The organism is Sphingomonas sp. So64.6b (genome assembly GCF_014171475.1).
GTDB lineage: Bacteria > Pseudomonadota > Alphaproteobacteria > Sphingomonadales > Sphingomonadaceae > Sphingomonas > Sphingomonas alpina_A.
The window spans coordinates 1,542,389-1,557,316 of record NZ_CP048817.1 but is presented as its reverse complement, the minus strand read 5'-3'; the positions used below and the strand labels follow the sequence as shown (position 1 = coordinate 1,557,316).

15 protein-coding genes are annotated in these 14,928 nt (G+C 64.3%); 11 read left to right on the top strand and 4 right to left on the bottom strand.

Annotation, left to right across the window (positions count from 1 at the left end; translation table 11 throughout):
- Nucleotides 1-6: 6 nt before the first annotated feature.
- The 11 genes from pgl to G4G27_RS07420 all read left to right on the top strand — a co-directional run bounded on the left by pgl (nucleotide 7) and on the right by G4G27_RS07420 (nucleotide 10,931).
- Entirely contained in the window at nucleotides 7-723 is a 717-nt protein-coding gene (gene pgl / locus G4G27_RS07470; RefSeq protein WP_183112745.1) for a 6-phosphogluconolactonase, read from the top strand.
- Nucleotides 720-2,537, top strand: a complete 1,818-nt coding sequence (gene edd / locus G4G27_RS07465; protein WP_183112744.1) for a phosphogluconate dehydratase — start codon at nucleotides 720-722, stop codon at nucleotides 2,535-2,537. The genes pgl and edd overlap by 4 nt, the downstream gene beginning before the upstream one ends.
- Nucleotides 2,538-2,554: 17 nt before the next feature.
- Nucleotides 2,555-3,523, top strand: a complete 969-nt coding sequence (gene glk / locus G4G27_RS07460) for a glucokinase (RefSeq protein ID WP_183112743.1) — start codon at nucleotides 2,555-2,557, stop codon at nucleotides 3,521-3,523.
- Nucleotides 3,520-4,125, top strand: a complete 606-nt coding sequence (eda, locus tag G4G27_RS07455) for a bifunctional 4-hydroxy-2-oxoglutarate aldolase/2-dehydro-3-deoxy-phosphogluconate aldolase (RefSeq protein WP_183112742.1) — start codon at nucleotides 3,520-3,522, stop codon at nucleotides 4,123-4,125. The genes glk and eda overlap by 4 nt, the downstream gene beginning before the upstream one ends.
- 94 nt (nucleotides 4,126-4,219) lie before the next feature.
- A complete protein-coding gene (locus G4G27_RS07450; protein WP_183112741.1) occupies nucleotides 4,220-4,807 on the top strand; it encodes a TetR/AcrR family transcriptional regulator in 588 nt (195 codons plus the stop codon).
- Nucleotides 4,808-4,847: 40 nt separating this feature from the next.
- Nucleotides 4,848-5,849, top strand: a complete 1,002-nt coding sequence (locus G4G27_RS07445; RefSeq protein WP_183112740.1) for a 3-oxoacyl-[acyl-carrier-protein] synthase III C-terminal domain-containing protein — start codon at nucleotides 4,848-4,850, stop codon at nucleotides 5,847-5,849.
- A complete protein-coding gene (locus G4G27_RS07440) occupies nucleotides 5,843-6,832 on the top strand; it encodes an NAD(P)-dependent oxidoreductase (protein ID WP_183112739.1) in 990 nt (329 codons plus the stop codon). The genes G4G27_RS07445 and G4G27_RS07440 overlap by 7 nt, the downstream gene beginning before the upstream one ends.
- Nucleotides 6,825-7,661 (top strand): MBL fold metallo-hydrolase, encoded by an 837-nt coding sequence (locus G4G27_RS07435; protein ID WP_183112738.1) that lies wholly within the window; start codon nucleotides 6,825-6,827, stop codon nucleotides 7,659-7,661. Before G4G27_RS07440 ends, G4G27_RS07435 begins: the two co-directional genes overlap by 8 nt.
- Nucleotides 7,658-8,803, top strand: a complete 1,146-nt coding sequence (locus G4G27_RS07430; protein ID WP_183112737.1) for an ATP-grasp domain-containing protein — start codon at nucleotides 7,658-7,660, stop codon at nucleotides 8,801-8,803. The genes G4G27_RS07435 and G4G27_RS07430 overlap by 4 nt, the downstream gene beginning before the upstream one ends.
- Nucleotides 8,800-9,933 carry a GNAT family N-acetyltransferase gene (locus tag G4G27_RS07425; protein WP_183112736.1) on the top strand — a complete coding sequence of 378 codons (1,134 nt, stop codon included), beginning with the start codon at nucleotides 8,800-8,802 and terminating at the stop codon, nucleotides 9,931-9,933. The genes G4G27_RS07430 and G4G27_RS07425 overlap by 4 nt, the downstream gene beginning before the upstream one ends.
- Nucleotides 9,930-10,931 carry an aromatic ring-hydroxylating dioxygenase subunit alpha gene (locus tag G4G27_RS07420; protein WP_183112735.1) on the top strand — a complete coding sequence of 334 codons (1,002 nt, stop codon included), beginning with the start codon at nucleotides 9,930-9,932 and terminating at the stop codon, nucleotides 10,929-10,931. The genes G4G27_RS07425 and G4G27_RS07420 overlap by 4 nt, the downstream gene beginning before the upstream one ends.
- Here the strand turns inward: G4G27_RS07420 and G4G27_RS07415 are convergent.
- The 4 genes from G4G27_RS07415 to G4G27_RS07400 all read right to left on the bottom strand — a co-directional run bounded on the left by G4G27_RS07415 (nucleotide 10,922) and on the right by G4G27_RS07400 (nucleotide 14,853).
- The gene (locus G4G27_RS07415; protein WP_183112734.1) at nucleotides 10,922-12,199 is read right to left on the bottom strand and encodes a F390 synthetase-related protein; all 1,278 of its coding nucleotides are present in this window, start codon (nucleotides 12,197-12,199) and stop codon (nucleotides 10,922-10,924) included. The two genes, G4G27_RS07420 and G4G27_RS07415, sit on opposite strands and share 10 nt — an antisense overlap.
- Nucleotides 12,200-12,245: 46 nt before the next feature.
- Complete coding sequence (mltG, locus tag G4G27_RS07410) at nucleotides 12,246-13,214, bottom strand: endolytic transglycosylase MltG (RefSeq protein ID WP_183112733.1); 969 nt, start codon at nucleotides 13,212-13,214, stop codon at nucleotides 12,246-12,248.
- 6 nt (nucleotides 13,215-13,220) lie between these two features.
- Nucleotides 13,221-14,480, bottom strand: coding sequence for a beta-ketoacyl-ACP synthase II (fabF, locus tag G4G27_RS07405; protein WP_183112732.1), 1,260 nt, complete (start codon nucleotides 14,478-14,480; stop codon nucleotides 13,221-13,223).
- A 136-nt stretch (nucleotides 14,481-14,616) separates the two neighbouring features.
- Complete coding sequence (locus G4G27_RS07400; protein WP_034158361.1) at nucleotides 14,617-14,853, bottom strand: acyl carrier protein; 237 nt, start codon at nucleotides 14,851-14,853, stop codon at nucleotides 14,617-14,619.
- Nucleotides 14,854-14,928 lie beyond the last annotated feature (75 nt).

Here is a 14,928-nt window from a genome sequence, read left to right as displayed (position 1 = left end):
AGACAGATGAGCGAAGAGATCGAATGGTGGGATTACGATGACGCCGACGAGATGGCGGACGCGGTCGCTGGCGATATCGCATTCGTGATCGAAAGCGCGATCGATGCCCGCGGGGCGTGCGTCATCGCATTGCCTGGCGGCAAGACCCCGCTGCCGATCTACGCCAAGCTTGCCGCGAGTAAGATCGACTGGAAGCGGGTCACGATCATCCCGACCGACGAACGCATCGTGCCGCTTGGCGATCCACTGTCCAACATCACCGCGATCGGCAAGGTCTTCATCCCCAAGGGTGCGCGAGTCATCCCGATCATCAGCGAAGCCGCTGCGGATTATAAGGCGGCCGGGCGCGCAGCCGATTCGCGCCTCGGCGACCATCACTGGCCGCTCGACCTGTGCCTGCTTGGCGTCGGCGCCGATGGCCATACCGCGTCGATCTTCCCGGGCCCCGATTATGAGGAAGCATTGTCGGGTCCGCGCGAACGCCGTGCGCTCGGCGTCATGCCCGATCCGATGCCGCCCGAGGCGCCCGTCCCGCGCGTATCGCTGAGCCTCGCCGCGATCGTCTCGGCCCGTGCCCTGACGCTTGCGGTGACCGGCAGCGCCAAACGCAAGATCATCGAACAGGCGATCAAGCAAGGCCCGTCCTCGCCCTATCCGATCGGCCGCGTGCTCGCCGACGCCGAATTGCCGGTCGACATTCACTGGAGCCCCGACGCCGAATGACGCTCCATGCCGCCGTCTCTGCCGTCACGGATCGGATCATCGAGCGATCGAGACCGACCCGTGACGCCTATCTCGCGCTGATCCGGCATGAGCGCGACAATAGCGTTCATCGCCCGATGCTCGGCTGCGCCAACCTCGCGCACGGTTATGCCGGTACCGACGAGGATCGCGACGCGATGAAGGCCGGCGGCGGCATGAATATCGGCATCGTCACCGCATACAACGACATGCTCTCGGCGCACGCGCCCTATTATCGTTACCCAGAGCAGATGAAGATATGGGCGCGCGAAGCTGGTGCAACGGCGCAGGTCGCAGGCGGCGTGCCGGCGATGTGCGACGGCGTGACGCAAGGCTATCCCGGCATGGACTTGTCGCTGTTCAGCCGCGACACGATCGCGATGAGCACTGCAATCGCGCTGAGCCACGGCATGTTCGAGGGCGCAGCCTTGCTCGGCATTTGCGACAAGATCGTGCCCGGATTGCTGATGGGCGCGTTGCGCTTCGGCCATCTGCCGATGATCCTGATCCCGGCCGGGCCGATGCGCTCGGGCATCGCCAACAAGGTGAAAGCACAGGTCCGCGAGCTTTATGCCGAGGGCAAGGCGACCCGCGAGCAACTGCTCGAATCGGAGATCGCTGCCTATCATGGCAAGGGCACCTGCACCTTTTACGGCACCGCCAATTCCAATCAGATGATGATGGAAATGATGGGCCTGCACATGCCCGGCGCCGCGTTCGTCAATCCGGGTACCAAGCTGCGCCAGGAACTGACGCGCGGCGCGGTCCATCAACTGGCCAAGATCGGCTGGGCCGGTGAAGATTATCGCCCGCTTGGCGAATGCGTCGATGAAAAGGCGATCGTCAACGCCGCGATCGGCTTGCTCGCGACGGGCGGTTCGACCAACCATTTGATCCACCTGCCGGCGATCGCCGCCTGTGCGGGCATCGTGATCGACTGGGATGATTTCGACCGCCTGTCGCGCTCGATCCCGCTGATCGCGCGAGTCTATCCCAATGGCTCGGCCGACGTGAACGGCTTCGAGGATGCCGGCGGCATGCCTTATGTCATTCGCGAACTGCTCGATGCCGGACTGCTTCATCGTGACATCAAGACTGTCGCCGGTCACGACCTGACCGACTACGGCAAGACCGCAACGCTCAACAGCGACACCCTGTCCTGGGTTGATCCGGGCGCGAGCAAGGACGACACGATCGTCCGGCCCGCAATCGATCCTTTCTCCGCAGAGGGCGGCTTTCGCATCCTTGCCGGCAATCTCGGCCGCGCCTGCATCAAGGTCAGCGCGGTCGATCGGGACCGCTGGACGATCGAAGCACCGGCGCGGGTCTTTTCCACTCAGCAGGAAGTGCAGGACGCGTTCAAGGCAGGTGAGCTCGATCGCGACGTGGTCGTCGTGGTGCGTTTCCAGGGGCCGCGCGCCAACGGCATGCCCGAACTGCACAAGCTGACGCCGCCACTCGGCGTGCTTCAGAATCGCGGGTTTCGCGTTGCCCTCGTCACCGATGGCCGCATGTCGGGCGCATCGGGCAAGGTGCCGTGCGCGATCCATTCCAGCCCCGAGGCACTGGGCGGCGGTCCGCTCGGCAAAGTCCGCGATGGCGACATTATCCGCGTCTGCGCGCAGGAAGGCGAGCTTATCGCCCTGGTCGATCCGGCCGAATGGGAAGCACGCGAACATTGCATCGCACCCCCGCCCGCGATGGGCACCGGCCGCGAGCTCTTCGCGATGATGCGCGATCGCGCGAACGAAGCCGAGCGCGGCGCTTCCGCCATGCTTGCGGCGATGGGGTGGTAGAATTGAAGGGCGGTAAGATGGAAGTCGTAACGGTCGATATCGGCGGCACCCATGCCCGCTTCGCCATCGCCGAGGTCGCGGATGGCCGCGTCGTCTCGCTCGGCGAGCCGATGACGCAGAAGACCGCCGAGCATGCCAGTCTCCAGACCGCCTGGCAGGCATTCGGTGCCGCGCTCGGCCGCCCTGTCCCCCGCGCCGCGGCGATCGCGGTGGCCTCGCCGATCGGTGGCGAGGTGATCAAGCTGACCAACAATCCGTGGATCATCCGCCCTGCCCTTATTCCCGATCGGTTGGATGTCGATGATTATGTCCTGATCAACGATTTCGGCGCGATCGGCCATGCCGTGGCGCAAGCGCCCGATAGCGAATTCCTGCATCTCGCCGGACCGGATCAACCTTTTCCGCCAACCGGCGTGTTGACCGTATGTGGCCCGGGCACCGGCCTCGGCGTCGCACAGGTCTTTCGCACGGCCGATCGCTATCATGTGCTCGAGACCGAGGGCGGGCATGTCGATTACGCGCCGCTTGACGGCATCGAAGACGCCTTCGTCAAACATTTGCGCAAGAAATTCACTCGCGTCTCGACCGAACGGATCGTCGCCGGCCCCGGTATCGTCGGCATCTACGAAACGCTTGCCGAAATCGAAGGCCGCGCGATCCAGCGGCTTGACGACAAGGCGATTTGGTCGCTGGCGCTCGAAGGCCGGGACAGCCTCGCCCTCGCCGCGCTCGACCGTTTCTGCCTCAGCCTCGGGGCCGTTTCCGGCGACCTCGCACTAGCGCACGGCGCCAAGGGCGTGGTCATCGCCGGCGGCCTTGGCCTGCGCTTGAAAGAACATTTCGCACGATCCGGCTTTGCCGAGCGCTTCGCCGCCAAAGGCCGCTTCCAGCAGATGATGGCCGCGATCCCGGTCAAGCTGATAATACATCCACAGCCGGGCCTTTACGGCGCCGCCGCCGCCTTTGCACAGGAGCACACATCATGACGGGTATCGAAGCGATCATGCGGACCAGTGCGGTCATCCCGGTGCTGGTGATCGACGACGCCGCGACCGCCCGGCCGCTCGCCGAGGCGCTCGTCGCCGGTGGTTTGCGCGTGCTCGAGGTGACGATGCGCACCCCCGCAGCGCTCGATGCGATCCGTGAGATGAAGCAAGTCCCCGGCGCGATCGTCGGCGCCGGCACCGTCGTGACGCTCGAACAGTTCGACCAGGTCATGGACCTCGATGTCGAATTCATCGTCTCGCCCGGCCTGACCGAAAAGCTCGGCCGACCGATCGTCGACAGTGGCGTGCCTTATCTGCCCGGTATCGCCAATTCGGGCGACATCATGCGCGGGCTCGATCTTGGCCTGACGCACTTCAAATTTTTCCCCGCCGAAGCCTCGGGCGGCCTCAAGGCGCTAAAGGCCCTGGCCGCTCCTTTCTATCAGGCGCAATTCTGCCCGACCGGCGGGATCACCGAAGCGAGCGCCCCGGACTGGCTCGCGTTCGCCCCTGTGCTGTGCGTTGGCGGCAGCTGGGTGACCGGCGGCACGATGGCCGAGGTGGAGACCAAAGCACGCGCGGCCAGCGCACTGCGCCGCTGAAGGCTGTGAAAGGCTACGCGTCCATAAACGAAGGCGCTGGAATATTATTGAACGCTGTTTAATGATATCCGCCTCCGCTTAACGACAAGGCGCCATGGCCAGACGATCCGATCATACGCGCGAAGAGCTCAGGGCGATGATTGTCCGCGAAGGTCATCGCCAGATGTCCGAGGTCGGCTTTGCGCATTTCTCGGCGCGCGAAGTGGCCAAGCGGATCGGCTATTCGATCGGCACGCTCTACAACGTCTTTGAATCACATGATCTGCTGGTGCTGGCGATCAACGCTCGAACCCTTGCGTTATGGCAGGCACATGTCGAGGCACGGCTGGCGGCCGTCGAACAGGGCCGTTTGCGGACATTGGTCGAGGCCTATTTCGAATTCGCCATTCTCCACCGCCATGCCTGGACCGCGCTTTATGACCATCGCTTGCCGGATGATGTGCAGGCGCCGGAATATTATCGCGAGCAGATCCGCTCGCTGACCGGGATCGTGCGCGACGAGATCGCCGCCGTGCTGTCACCGGAACAGGCAGACCAGGCGGATTCACTGACCCGGTCATTGCTGGCAACGGTGCATGGCCATTGCTTCTTCACTCTGAACGGTACCTTCGCCCTGCTGGGTGAAACGACCCCACTCGAAACCGTCTATCGCCGCGTGCTGGAAACGATCGCCGCCGCATAAGTCGCTTTACAAAGAAATGAACACCGTTCAATAATATAACATGAACGCGACTCGCGGCATTGGTTTTCGATTGGTGGGCAGCGGTATCGCCCTGCCCCGCACAGCTATTCGCTCGACCGACATCGACCTTCGCATCGGCACCGAGCCCGGCTGGACCGAAGCTAATTTCGCCATCGCGACGCGCCATTATGCCCAACAGGACGAAACCAGCTCGATGCTCGGTGCACAGGCAGGAGCCGCCGCGCTGATCGATGCCGGATGGGATGCGGCCGATCTCGACGTAGTCATCGCGGCCTGCGGCGTGATGGAGCAGCCGATCCCCGGAACCGCGCCGCTGATTCAGCGCCGGCTCGGCATCGGCAGCAGCGGCATCACCGCGTTCGACGTCAACGCGACTTGCCTGTCGTTTATCGTCGCGTTCGAAACGCTGCTAATGGGCATGGCAGTCGGCAAATGGCGGCGCGGGTTGATCGTCTCCGCCGACATCGCATCGGCAGCACTCGATTTCACCTCGCCCGAGGCATCAGTGATCTTCGGTGACGGCGCGGCGGCAGTCGCGGTTGAAGCGGACGGGCCGAGCCTGTTGCTTGCCGCCCGGCTGAGCAGTTTCGGCGACGGTGCTGATTTGTGCCGATTGGAAGCCGGCGGCACCCGGCTGCGCCCGCATGACGATCTTGAAGGTTTTCTCGCCGCGAGCCGCTTCCGGATGGACGGCCCGGCATTATTCAGTGCCACCGCGCGCAGGTTTCCGCCCTTTCTGAAGCGTTTGCTGAATGAAGCCGGCATCGCGGCAGAGGCGATCGATACGATAATACCGCATCAGGCCAGCGCCGCGGCGCTCGAACATCTCAAACGCGCGGTGCCCGATGGCCATGCCCGGACGATCGATATCTTCCGCGATCATGGCAATCAGATCGCAGCGGGCATGCCGCACGCCCTGCACGTAGCGCGCAGTACCAGCCGCACCGCGCCGGGCACGCATAGCCTGTTGATCGGAACGTCGGCCGGCGTGTCGCTGGGCGGCGCAGTGATCCGATGGTGAGCCGTCATGCGCTGGTGACCGGCGCGACCGGCGGACTCGGCCGCGCGCTCGTCGGCGATTTGCTGGGCCAAGGATATCGAGTCACCGCCACGGGACGCGACGCACGCATCGGCGCGACGCTCGGTACGCGGTTCGTCGCTGCGGATCTCGTCACCGACCCGATCGAGCCGCTGGTCGAGGGTGTCGATGCGGTCTTTCATCTTGCCGCTCTGTCTTCGCCCTGGGGCGCGGCTGAGACTTTCCGCCGGATCAATATCGATGCCACCGAACGCTTGTTGCGGGCATCACGCAACGCCGGCTGCAGCGCCTTCGTCCATGCTTCAACGCCATCAATCTATGCCGAACGCCGGGACCGCATCGGCCTGACGGAAGACAGTCCGGTCGCGGCACGCTTCGCCAATGGCTATGCGGCAACCAAACATGCCGCCGAAAACCTGGTGCTCGCGGCCGACGCGCCTGCTTTCCGGACGGTGTCGTTGCGCCCACGCGCGATCGTCGGCCCGCACGACAGTGTGCTGCTGCCGCGCCTGATGCGCGCGGCGAGACGCGGCCGGTTTCCGCTGCCGGGCGGGGGTCATGCCCTGATCGAACCAACCGATGTCCGCGATGCCGCACTCGCCTTCGCGGCCGCGGATCGCCGACGCGAGCGCGCGGGCGGCCATGCGATCAATATTTCGGGCGGCGATCCGCGACCGCTGCGCCAATTGCTCGATCTGCTCTTCGCGCGGATGGGCGCGGACGTGCGTTATGTACCCGTGCCGGCGGGACTCGCCTTGGCCGTGGCAGGTGCGATGGAACGTATCGCGGCGCTGCTGCCGGGCCGGCCTGAGCCTCCCGCCACGCGTTATACCATCATGACGCTCGCTTATTCGCAAACGCTGCGCCTCGATCGCGCGAACACGCTGCTTGACTGGTCACCGCGTCACAATGTCGAAGCAATGGTCGATCATGCGTTGACCTCCCGGGAATCGTGCGATGCGTGAAACAGCCATTTCCCTGATCCGCGCCGGACATTGCGTCCATCCGCAGCGCATGACGATCCGCGATGGCAGCTGGCGCTCCGTTATCTATCCGGCGCTGTCGGTGCTGATCATCCATCCGGTGGAAGGGCCGATGCTGTTCGACACCGGATATGATCCTGCCTTCTTCGCGGCGACTCAGCCTTTCCCCGAGCGTTTCTACCGCTGGCTGACGCCCGTAACGTTGGCCGCCGGTTCCGAGGTCGCCAGTCAGCTCACGCGCTTCGGCCTCGCCCCCGACGATATTCGCCATCTTATCCTGTCGCATTTTCATGCCGATCATATCGCGGGCGCCCATGCCTTTCCCGGTGCCGCGATCCATTGCTCCAGGGCGGGGCTCGACGCCGCATGCTCAGGCGGACGGATCGCGTCGGTGCGACGCGGCGTGCTGCGTGCCCTGCTGCCGCCCGATATCGCGGCGCGGGCACGATTCTTCGAAGAAGCACCACGGGTCGCATTGCCTGACGCGCTGCAGCCATTCGATATGGGCGCCGACATTCTCGGCGACGGCAGCCTGTTGGCGGTCGAACTGCCCGGGCACTGCCCCGGCCATTGGGGTCTGGTGACCAACGACCAGGCCCATGGCGAGCATTTCCTGGTCGCCGACGCGGCATGGTCGACTGACGCGATCCGGCGCGACATGCCGCCGCCGGCGATCACCAGCAATTTCCTCGGCAGCGCGAGACGGGTCGAGGCGACGCTGCGGCAATTGAACGCATTGTGGCGGCGCAATCCCGCGATCCGCCTGACCCCGGCACATTGCCCGGAACGTGCCGCAGAAGCGGGGCAGTGAGCCGGACGATACTCCTGACTGGCGCGCGCGCGCCGGTCGCGGTCGATCTCGCCCGCTCCTTCGCGGCGGCGGGTTATGAAGTTCATCTCGCCGATTCGGTGATACCCTGGGCGGCGCGCATGTCGCGGCATGTTCGCGCGACACATTTGCTGGCACCGCCACGCACCGAGTTCGCCGCCTTCGCATCCGGCTTGCGCGCCCTTGCCGCCCGCCTCGATCCGGTCGCGATCGTACCGACCTGTGAAGAAGTATTTTATGTTGCCGCCGCGGCCGATGATCTTGACGGTCGCGTGCTTGCCCCTCCCCTCGCGCTGCTGCGGATGTTGCACTCGAAAATCGATTTCGCGGAACATGTTCGAGCGCTTGGCATGACGGCACCCGAGACCTGGAGGATCGAGAGCCGCGCCGACCTCGCAGCGGTGCCGCTCGATCCCGCCATGCTGGTGCTCAAGCCGGAATTCTCGCGTTTTGCGACGCACACGCTGATTCGGCCCAAGGCCGCCGACCTGGCACGGCTGCCCCTCACCCCGGAGCGCCCTTGGGCGGCGCAGCGCTTCATTGCGGGCGAGGAGCTGTGCCTCTGGTCGTTTGCGCGTGCGGGGCGGATCGTCGCGACGGTGACCTATCGGCCGGTATGGCGGCACGGTCGGGCGGCAGCCTATGCGTTTGAGGCCGTTGAGTGCCCTGGCGGACTCGAAATCGCGCGAACCATCGCCGCCAGCGGCGCGATAACCGGACATTTGTCGTTCGACCTGATCGTCACACCGGCCGGCATGGTCGTACCGATCGAGTGCAATCCCCGCGCGATCAGTGGCCTGCACCTGTTCGATGCTCAGCCCGCCCTTGCCCGCGCCATGCTGGGTGAGGATGCCGATCCTGTGCCGACTGACGGTCTGGGTTATCTGAGCCCGGCCATGGCGATGCTCGGATTGCCATCCGCATTGATCGGGGCGCGTTTATCCGACTTCGTCGCCGATTGGCGGCGCGGGCATGATTCGATCGGCCGGACCGGTGACAGGATGCCGGTGGTCGGCACAGTCATCGATGCGGCGCGCTTCGCTGCCAAGGCGATCCGCGCACGACACAGCCCGACCAGCGCCACGACGGACGATATCGAATGGAATGGCGAGGCGATCCGGTGACGCTTCGACTGTTCGATCCGCTTGACCCGCCGCCGGATGCCTGGCCCGAACCATGCGAGACGCGCGCCTATATCGAGGGCATCGCCCGCGCCGGCGTGACCGCGATGATCCCCAATGTCACGACGCGCTGGCTGGCGCTGCGTTCGGGCGAGCGGGTATTTCCGGTAACGGTGAATGATGGCGCGATCGGCGGCAGTTATGTCACCCTGCCGCATAGTGCTTACATACTCTACGCGCGCGCCGAGCTCGATCTGGTCGATACCGGCAGGCTGCGCCCGGTGCTCGCGGTGCTGATCGGGATTGCCGACCGACTGATCCGCCGGGCGCGCATCAATCGTATCGTCCATGTCGACAATTGGCTGCTCTCAACCAATTTGCATGGCGATTGGGATGGCGCCGATGTCGCCGCGATCCGCACGTTCCTTGTCGGACACTTTCCTGATCATGCGATAGCGATCCGCTCGGTCGATGGCTGGTCGTCGCCCGCGTTGCTCAAGGCAACCGCAAGGGACGGCTGGACCATGCTGGCAAGCCGGCAGATCTGGGTGACGACGGATCTGGCCAGGCAATGGGAGCCGCGACGCGACACGCGTGCCGACAGCGCATTGCTTGCAGCCAGCGGGCTGACGATCGATCATTTCGAAACCATGTCCGAGGCCGATTCCGCCCGCATCGCGGCGCTCTATCACCTGCTCTATGTCGGCAAATATTCGCCGCTCAATCCCGTTTTCTCGCCCGCTTATGTGCACATGACCTGGCGCGAGAAGATCCTGCACTATCGTGGCGTGCGTGAGGCGGACGGTACGATCCTGGCGATTGCCGGGTCGCTGATCCGCGGCGATGTCCTCACCCCGCCGGTTGTCGGTTACGATACCGCACGCCCGCAAGCGGAAGGTCTGTACCGGATCGCGACGTTGCTCTTCACCACGGTCGCCATGGAGACCGGCACCCGGCTCAACGGATCGGCCGGTGCGGCGCATTTCAAACGCAACCGCGGCGCCACCGGGGTGATCGAATATATGGCGATCGCGACCGCGCATTTGCCTTGGGGGCGCCGTGCGGTGTTCGGTTTCATGCGGCTGATACTCGATCGAATCGCGGTGCCGATGATGAAGAAGCGGGGGTTATGAGCAAGGATTGGCCAAGCGAGATCGCGAAGGGCTGGCATCCGCTGGCCGAGGTGAAGGCGCTTCGCGACAAGCCGCTCGCCCGGCGCCTGATGGGCAAGCCGATCGTACTGTTCTTGAGCCATGGCAAGCCAGTCGCGCTGCTCGATCGTTGTCCACACCGTGGCCTGCCACTGTCTGGCGGCTGCGTGAAAGACGGTGCGATCGCCTGTCCCTATCATGGCTGGCGGTTCGGCGTTGATGGGGCATGTGTCGAGGTCCCGGGCTCGGATATTGTCCCAAATGCACCGGCACAGGCCTTGCCGATCGTGATTCGCGCCGGCCTGGTCTGGACATCGCTTGCTGAAACGCCGGCACCCTTTCCGCGCCTGCCCGACCTGCTGGAAGATCCTGCGCTCGATCATTTCTGCTGGGCGGTGGAGCCGACCAGAATGCGTCTGCTCGATGGAATCGAGAACATGCTCGACGCCTCGCACCCGCATTATGTCCACCCGTGGTTCCTGCGCGGGATCGGCAAGCGTCGCGCGATGCAGGTCGACGTCACGCTTGGTCCCGACGGCGCCGAGGCGATCTATCACGAGAATGCCCGCGCAGACGGCTTCATGCCGCGCCTGCTCGAGGGCAAGCGCACGGTGTCGATCGGCCGCTATTTCCCGCCGACGATCGGTCAGCTGGTGTTCGAAACCGAGCGCGGGCTAACCGTGTCCCTGACCGCGATCTTCGTGCCCGAAGACGTGAATCTGACCCGGCCTTATGCGCTATTCACCACGCGCAAGGCGATTACACCGGCCTGGCTCAAGCGCTGGGTGCTCAAGGCCTTCAACTTGCCCTTGCTGCGCCAGGATCAGCGCGTGCTGGAGGATCAGGTCGATGCACTGGCCGATTGGGACGAGATTGACTTCGCCGTCGGCCCGGCGGACCTGATCGGACCGACCGTCTGGCGGCTAGCCAATGGCCGTCCGCAACCACACGAAAAGCGCACGACGACGCTTTATCTGTGAGGCCACTCGCGCCGCACACGGCGAAGCTTGCGCTCGACATCCAGTGTCAGGCCGCGCTGAAAGGATAATGCCGGTGCTTCGACACCGAGGCGCGTGAACAGGCGCAGCAGTGAAGCCGCGACCAACGCATCGCTGTCAGCGGGCAAATCGGTGTCGAGATGCACAGCGATCGCCGCCGGGCCGGTCTGAACGATCCGAAAATCGGTAATGCGACGATCGGCATCGACGACGGCGTTGCGCAGAACATCCGGAGTGATCATCCGCCATTGCCCGGCGCCATCGACCAGCTCGAAACTGTCGTCCTGTCTTCCCTCGATCCGCGCCACGGCTTGCAATGGCGATCCGCAAGGACATGCCGCGTCGGACAGCCTGAGCAGATCGTTCATCCGATACCGCGCCATGACCTGCGTCGTGCGCGTGAAATCGGTGATCAGCGGTGTAACCAGCACGCTATCGCTCGACGGCTGCCATTCGAAATGGACCGCATCCTCGGCGAGATGGAGCGTGCCATGCGGACAGGCAACGCCGAACAACCCCTCGGTCGCCATATATATTTCACGAACACGCGCGCCGGTCGCGGTTTCAATGACGGTGCGATCGAGCGGATCGAGAACTTCGGCAGCACTGAAGATATTGCGCGCCGGCAAACGCCCCATCTCGGCAAGGCGGCGCAATATTTTGGGCGGCGCGACGATCGTGTCGGGAGCGAACGCAGCCAGATCGTCGGCCCAGGCGTCCACGCCCAATGCGAGATCGAAAAAACGCAGCGCAATCCGCCGTCCACGCTCCGCCGAACGATAGAGCGTGGAAAACCCCGGCAGCGCAAGCGCAACGCGGTGCCGCCGCCAGAGAATGTCCGGCAAAGTCTTGGCGAGGATCGTGCCGAGCCACACGAAGCGCTCGGCATCGCTGATCACGAAATAACCGCGATTGCCGCTGGTCCCGGTGCTCTGACCGATCGGATAGCCACGCACGCGATCCGTGCCATGGTCGAGCGCGGCCCGGACTTCCTCGACCGTGATTCCGGGCCGGTTATAGGCGGCGAAATCGGCCAGCAGCGCGGCCTTGTCAATGATCGGGAGATCGTCGAGCCGCGATGGCGACATGCCGGCAAATGCCTGCACCTGAGGTATCGCTTCGGTCAGAAAGATCTTCAACCGCTGCGCCTGCCATGCACGCACATCGACGGGTGTTTTCAGCCGGCGCACCAGCGACCGCGTCCGCCAAAAGGCCGAAACCGCAGTAAACACCGGTGGCGTAGCGATCATGCCGATTGCCGCCCGGGCGCGCCCAAGGATGAGCGCCTGACCAGGATCACATCTCGCCGCGCGCGCGCCTGATCGCGTACCATTTCTGCACGTTCGCGTTGTGCTGCTCAAGCGTATCGGCAAAGACATGGCCACCGGTGCCATCGGCGACGAAATACAAGGCGTTCGACTGCGCCGGGTCAAGCACCGCATCGATCGACGCACGACCGGGATTGGCGATCGGCCCGGCCGGAAGCCCGACCATCGCGTAGGTATTATAGCCGTTCACCGCGCGCACTTCCGAGGCCAGGATCCGCCGACCGAGCGGCCGCCCCTTTGTGATCGGGTAGATGATCGTGGGGTCGGCCTGAAGCATCATGCCGCGCTTCAACCGGTTGGAATAGACCGCTGCGACCAGGCGCCGTTCGCTTTCCTTACCGGTTTCCTTCTCGACAATCGATGCGAGGATCAGCGCATCGCGTGGCGTGGTCACGGCGATGCCCGGTTTGCGCTTCGCCCACGCCTTGGCAAGATATGCCGTCATCGCGCGCTGCATGCGCTCCACCATCGCCTGGCGCGTATCGCCGCGTTGGAAGCTGTAACTGTCGGGCAGGATCGTGCCCTCGACTGGGACCGCGACCGGCCCCTCCAGCCCTTTGGCCTTCATCAGCGCATCCTTGACCATTACCGATGGCCAGCCCTCCGGGACCATGACGAAGCGCTGCAGGGTCTTGCCGCCCTGCAGCAGCTTCAGGATATCGGCCTGGCTAAGATGCGCCGGCAGCCGATATTCGCCCGCCTTGATCCCCTGTCCGCCGCCGAAGATCCGCGCCAGCGTCCTGAAATTGCGCGCCGAACCGATCGCGCCAGCCCTTTCCAGTTGTTCCGCCGCGCCGGCCACACTGGTGCCCGGCGCAATCTCGACCGTCGCGTTGCGCGGTAGCGGCCCCGCCCCGCCCCAATATTGGACGATCAGGAACAGCCCGATCCCAAGTGCCAGGATCAGGACCAGCGCGGAGCAGCCGAACCTACGCAAAGGCGGTCAGATCGCGCGCATGACGAGGCTGGCATTGGTGCCGCCAAAGCCGAACGAATTGTTCAGCACCGCCTTGACCTTGCGCTCCTTCGCCTTGTGCGGGACGAGATCGACACCGATGCAATTCTCGCTCGGATTGTCGAGGTTGAGCGTCGGCGGCGCGATCTGATCGCGCAGCGCGAGGATGCAGAAGATGCTCTCCACCGCGCCCGCGCCACCGAGCAGATGCCCGATCGCCGATTTGGTCGAGCTCATCGACAGCGTGTCGATATTGTTGCCGAACAAGCGGCGCACCGCATTCAATTCGAGCTCGTCGCCAAGCGGAGTCGAAGTGCCGTGCGCATTGATATAATCGATGTCCGACAGCGCCAGGCCCGACTTCCGCATCGCCATTTCCATCGATCGGAATGCGCCCGAACCTTCGGGGTGCGGCGCGGTGACGTGATACGCGTCGCCCGACAGGCCATAGCCGATCACTTCGGCATAGATTTTCGCGCCACGCGCCTTGGCGTGCTCATATTCCTCGAGGCAGACAACGCCAGCGCCCTCACCCATGACAAACCCGTCGCGCGCGATGTCATAGGGGCGACTGGCACGTTCCGGCGTGTCGTTGAAATTGGTCGAGAGCGCACGAGCCTGGGCGAATCCGGCGATGCCGAGCGGGCAGATCGCGCCTTCCGCACCACCGGCGAGCATCACATCGGCATCATCCATCGCGATCATCCGTGCGGCATCGCCGATCGAATGCGCGCCGGTTGAGCAGGCCGTGACGACGGCGTGATTCGGACCCATCAGGCCATATTTGATCTGCACCTGCCCGGTGATCAAATTGATCAGGCGGCCATGGACGAAATGCGGCGAAACGCGCTTCGGACCCTTTTCGTGGAGCACGATCGATTCGCTGGCGATGCCCGGCAGGCCGCCGATGCCAGCACCGATCGAACAACCGGCGCGATATTTCTGCTCTTCGGTCATGTCGAGCAGGCCGGCGTCTTCCAACGCCTGACCGGCCGCATCGATGCCGTAGATGATGAACGGGTCAACCTGGCGCTGCACCTTATGGTCAACGCGCTTGCCTGGATCGAAGCCATATTCGTGTTCGGGCGGCTTGACCTCGCAGGCGATGCGGCACGCATAATCGGTCGCATCGAAACGCGTGATCGTGGCGGCGCCCGATTTGGCGGCAAGAATGTTCGCCCAGGCCGTCTCGACGTCTGCGCCGAGCGGGGTGACGAGTCCAAGTCCGGTTACGACAACGCGGCGCATGGCGGATCTCCGTATTTCATCTGCAAAAACGAACGGCCCCCCGCCCCTGTGCGATACGCTGGGACGGGGAGCCGGTCATGTGTTCAACTAAACGATGGGCGCGGGCGGCGCGAATGCATCCGCCCATGCCCGCCGATCAATCCTTATGCTCGTCGATGAAGGTGATCGCGTCCTTGACGGTCGTGATCTTCTCGGCGGCATCATCGGGAATCTCGACGCCGAATTCTTCTTCGAACGCCATCACCAGCTCGACGATGTCGAGGCTGTCCGCGCCAAGATCGTCGATGAAGCTCGCGTCCTCGGTTACCTTGTCGGCTTCGACGCCGAGATGCTCGACGACAATCTTCTTAACGCGGTCTGCGGTCTCGCTCATTGTATCGTCCCTCTATCGCTGGGGGTTTTGGTAATTCCTGAACGCACGTAGAACGCGCTTGGTGCCCGCGCAAGG

Coding starts and splice junctions, on each gene's coding strand:
- pgl (WP_183112745.1), top strand. CDS start 7: ATGAGCGAAGAGATCGAATGGTGGGATTACGATGACGCCGACGAGATG.
- edd (WP_183112744.1), top strand. CDS start 720: ATGACGCTCCATGCCGCCGTCTCTGCCGTCACGGATCGGATCATCGAG.
- glk (WP_183112743.1), top strand. CDS start 2,555: ATGGAAGTCGTAACGGTCGATATCGGCGGCACCCATGCCCGCTTCGCC.
- eda (WP_183112742.1), top strand. CDS start 3,520: ATGACGGGTATCGAAGCGATCATGCGGACCAGTGCGGTCATCCCGGTG.
- G4G27_RS07450 (WP_183112741.1), top strand. CDS start 4,220: ATGGCCAGACGATCCGATCATACGCGCGAAGAGCTCAGGGCGATGATT.
- G4G27_RS07445 (WP_183112740.1), top strand. CDS start 4,848: ATGAACGCGACTCGCGGCATTGGTTTTCGATTGGTGGGCAGCGGTATC.
- G4G27_RS07440 (WP_183112739.1), top strand. CDS start 5,843: ATGGTGAGCCGTCATGCGCTGGTGACCGGCGCGACCGGCGGACTCGGC.
- G4G27_RS07435 (WP_183112738.1), top strand. CDS start 6,825: ATGCGTGAAACAGCCATTTCCCTGATCCGCGCCGGACATTGCGTCCAT.
- G4G27_RS07420 (WP_183112735.1), top strand. CDS start 9,930: ATGAGCAAGGATTGGCCAAGCGAGATCGCGAAGGGCTGGCATCCGCTG.
- G4G27_RS07415 (WP_183112734.1), bottom strand. CDS start 12,199: ATGATCGCTACGCCACCGGTGTTTACTGCGGTTTCGGCCTTTTGGCGG.
- fabF (WP_183112732.1), bottom strand. CDS start 14,480: ATGCGCCGCGTTGTCGTAACCGGACTTGGACTCGTCACCCCGCTCGGC.
- G4G27_RS07400 (WP_034158361.1), bottom strand. CDS start 14,853: ATGAGCGAGACCGCAGACCGCGTTAAGAAGATTGTCGTCGAGCATCTC.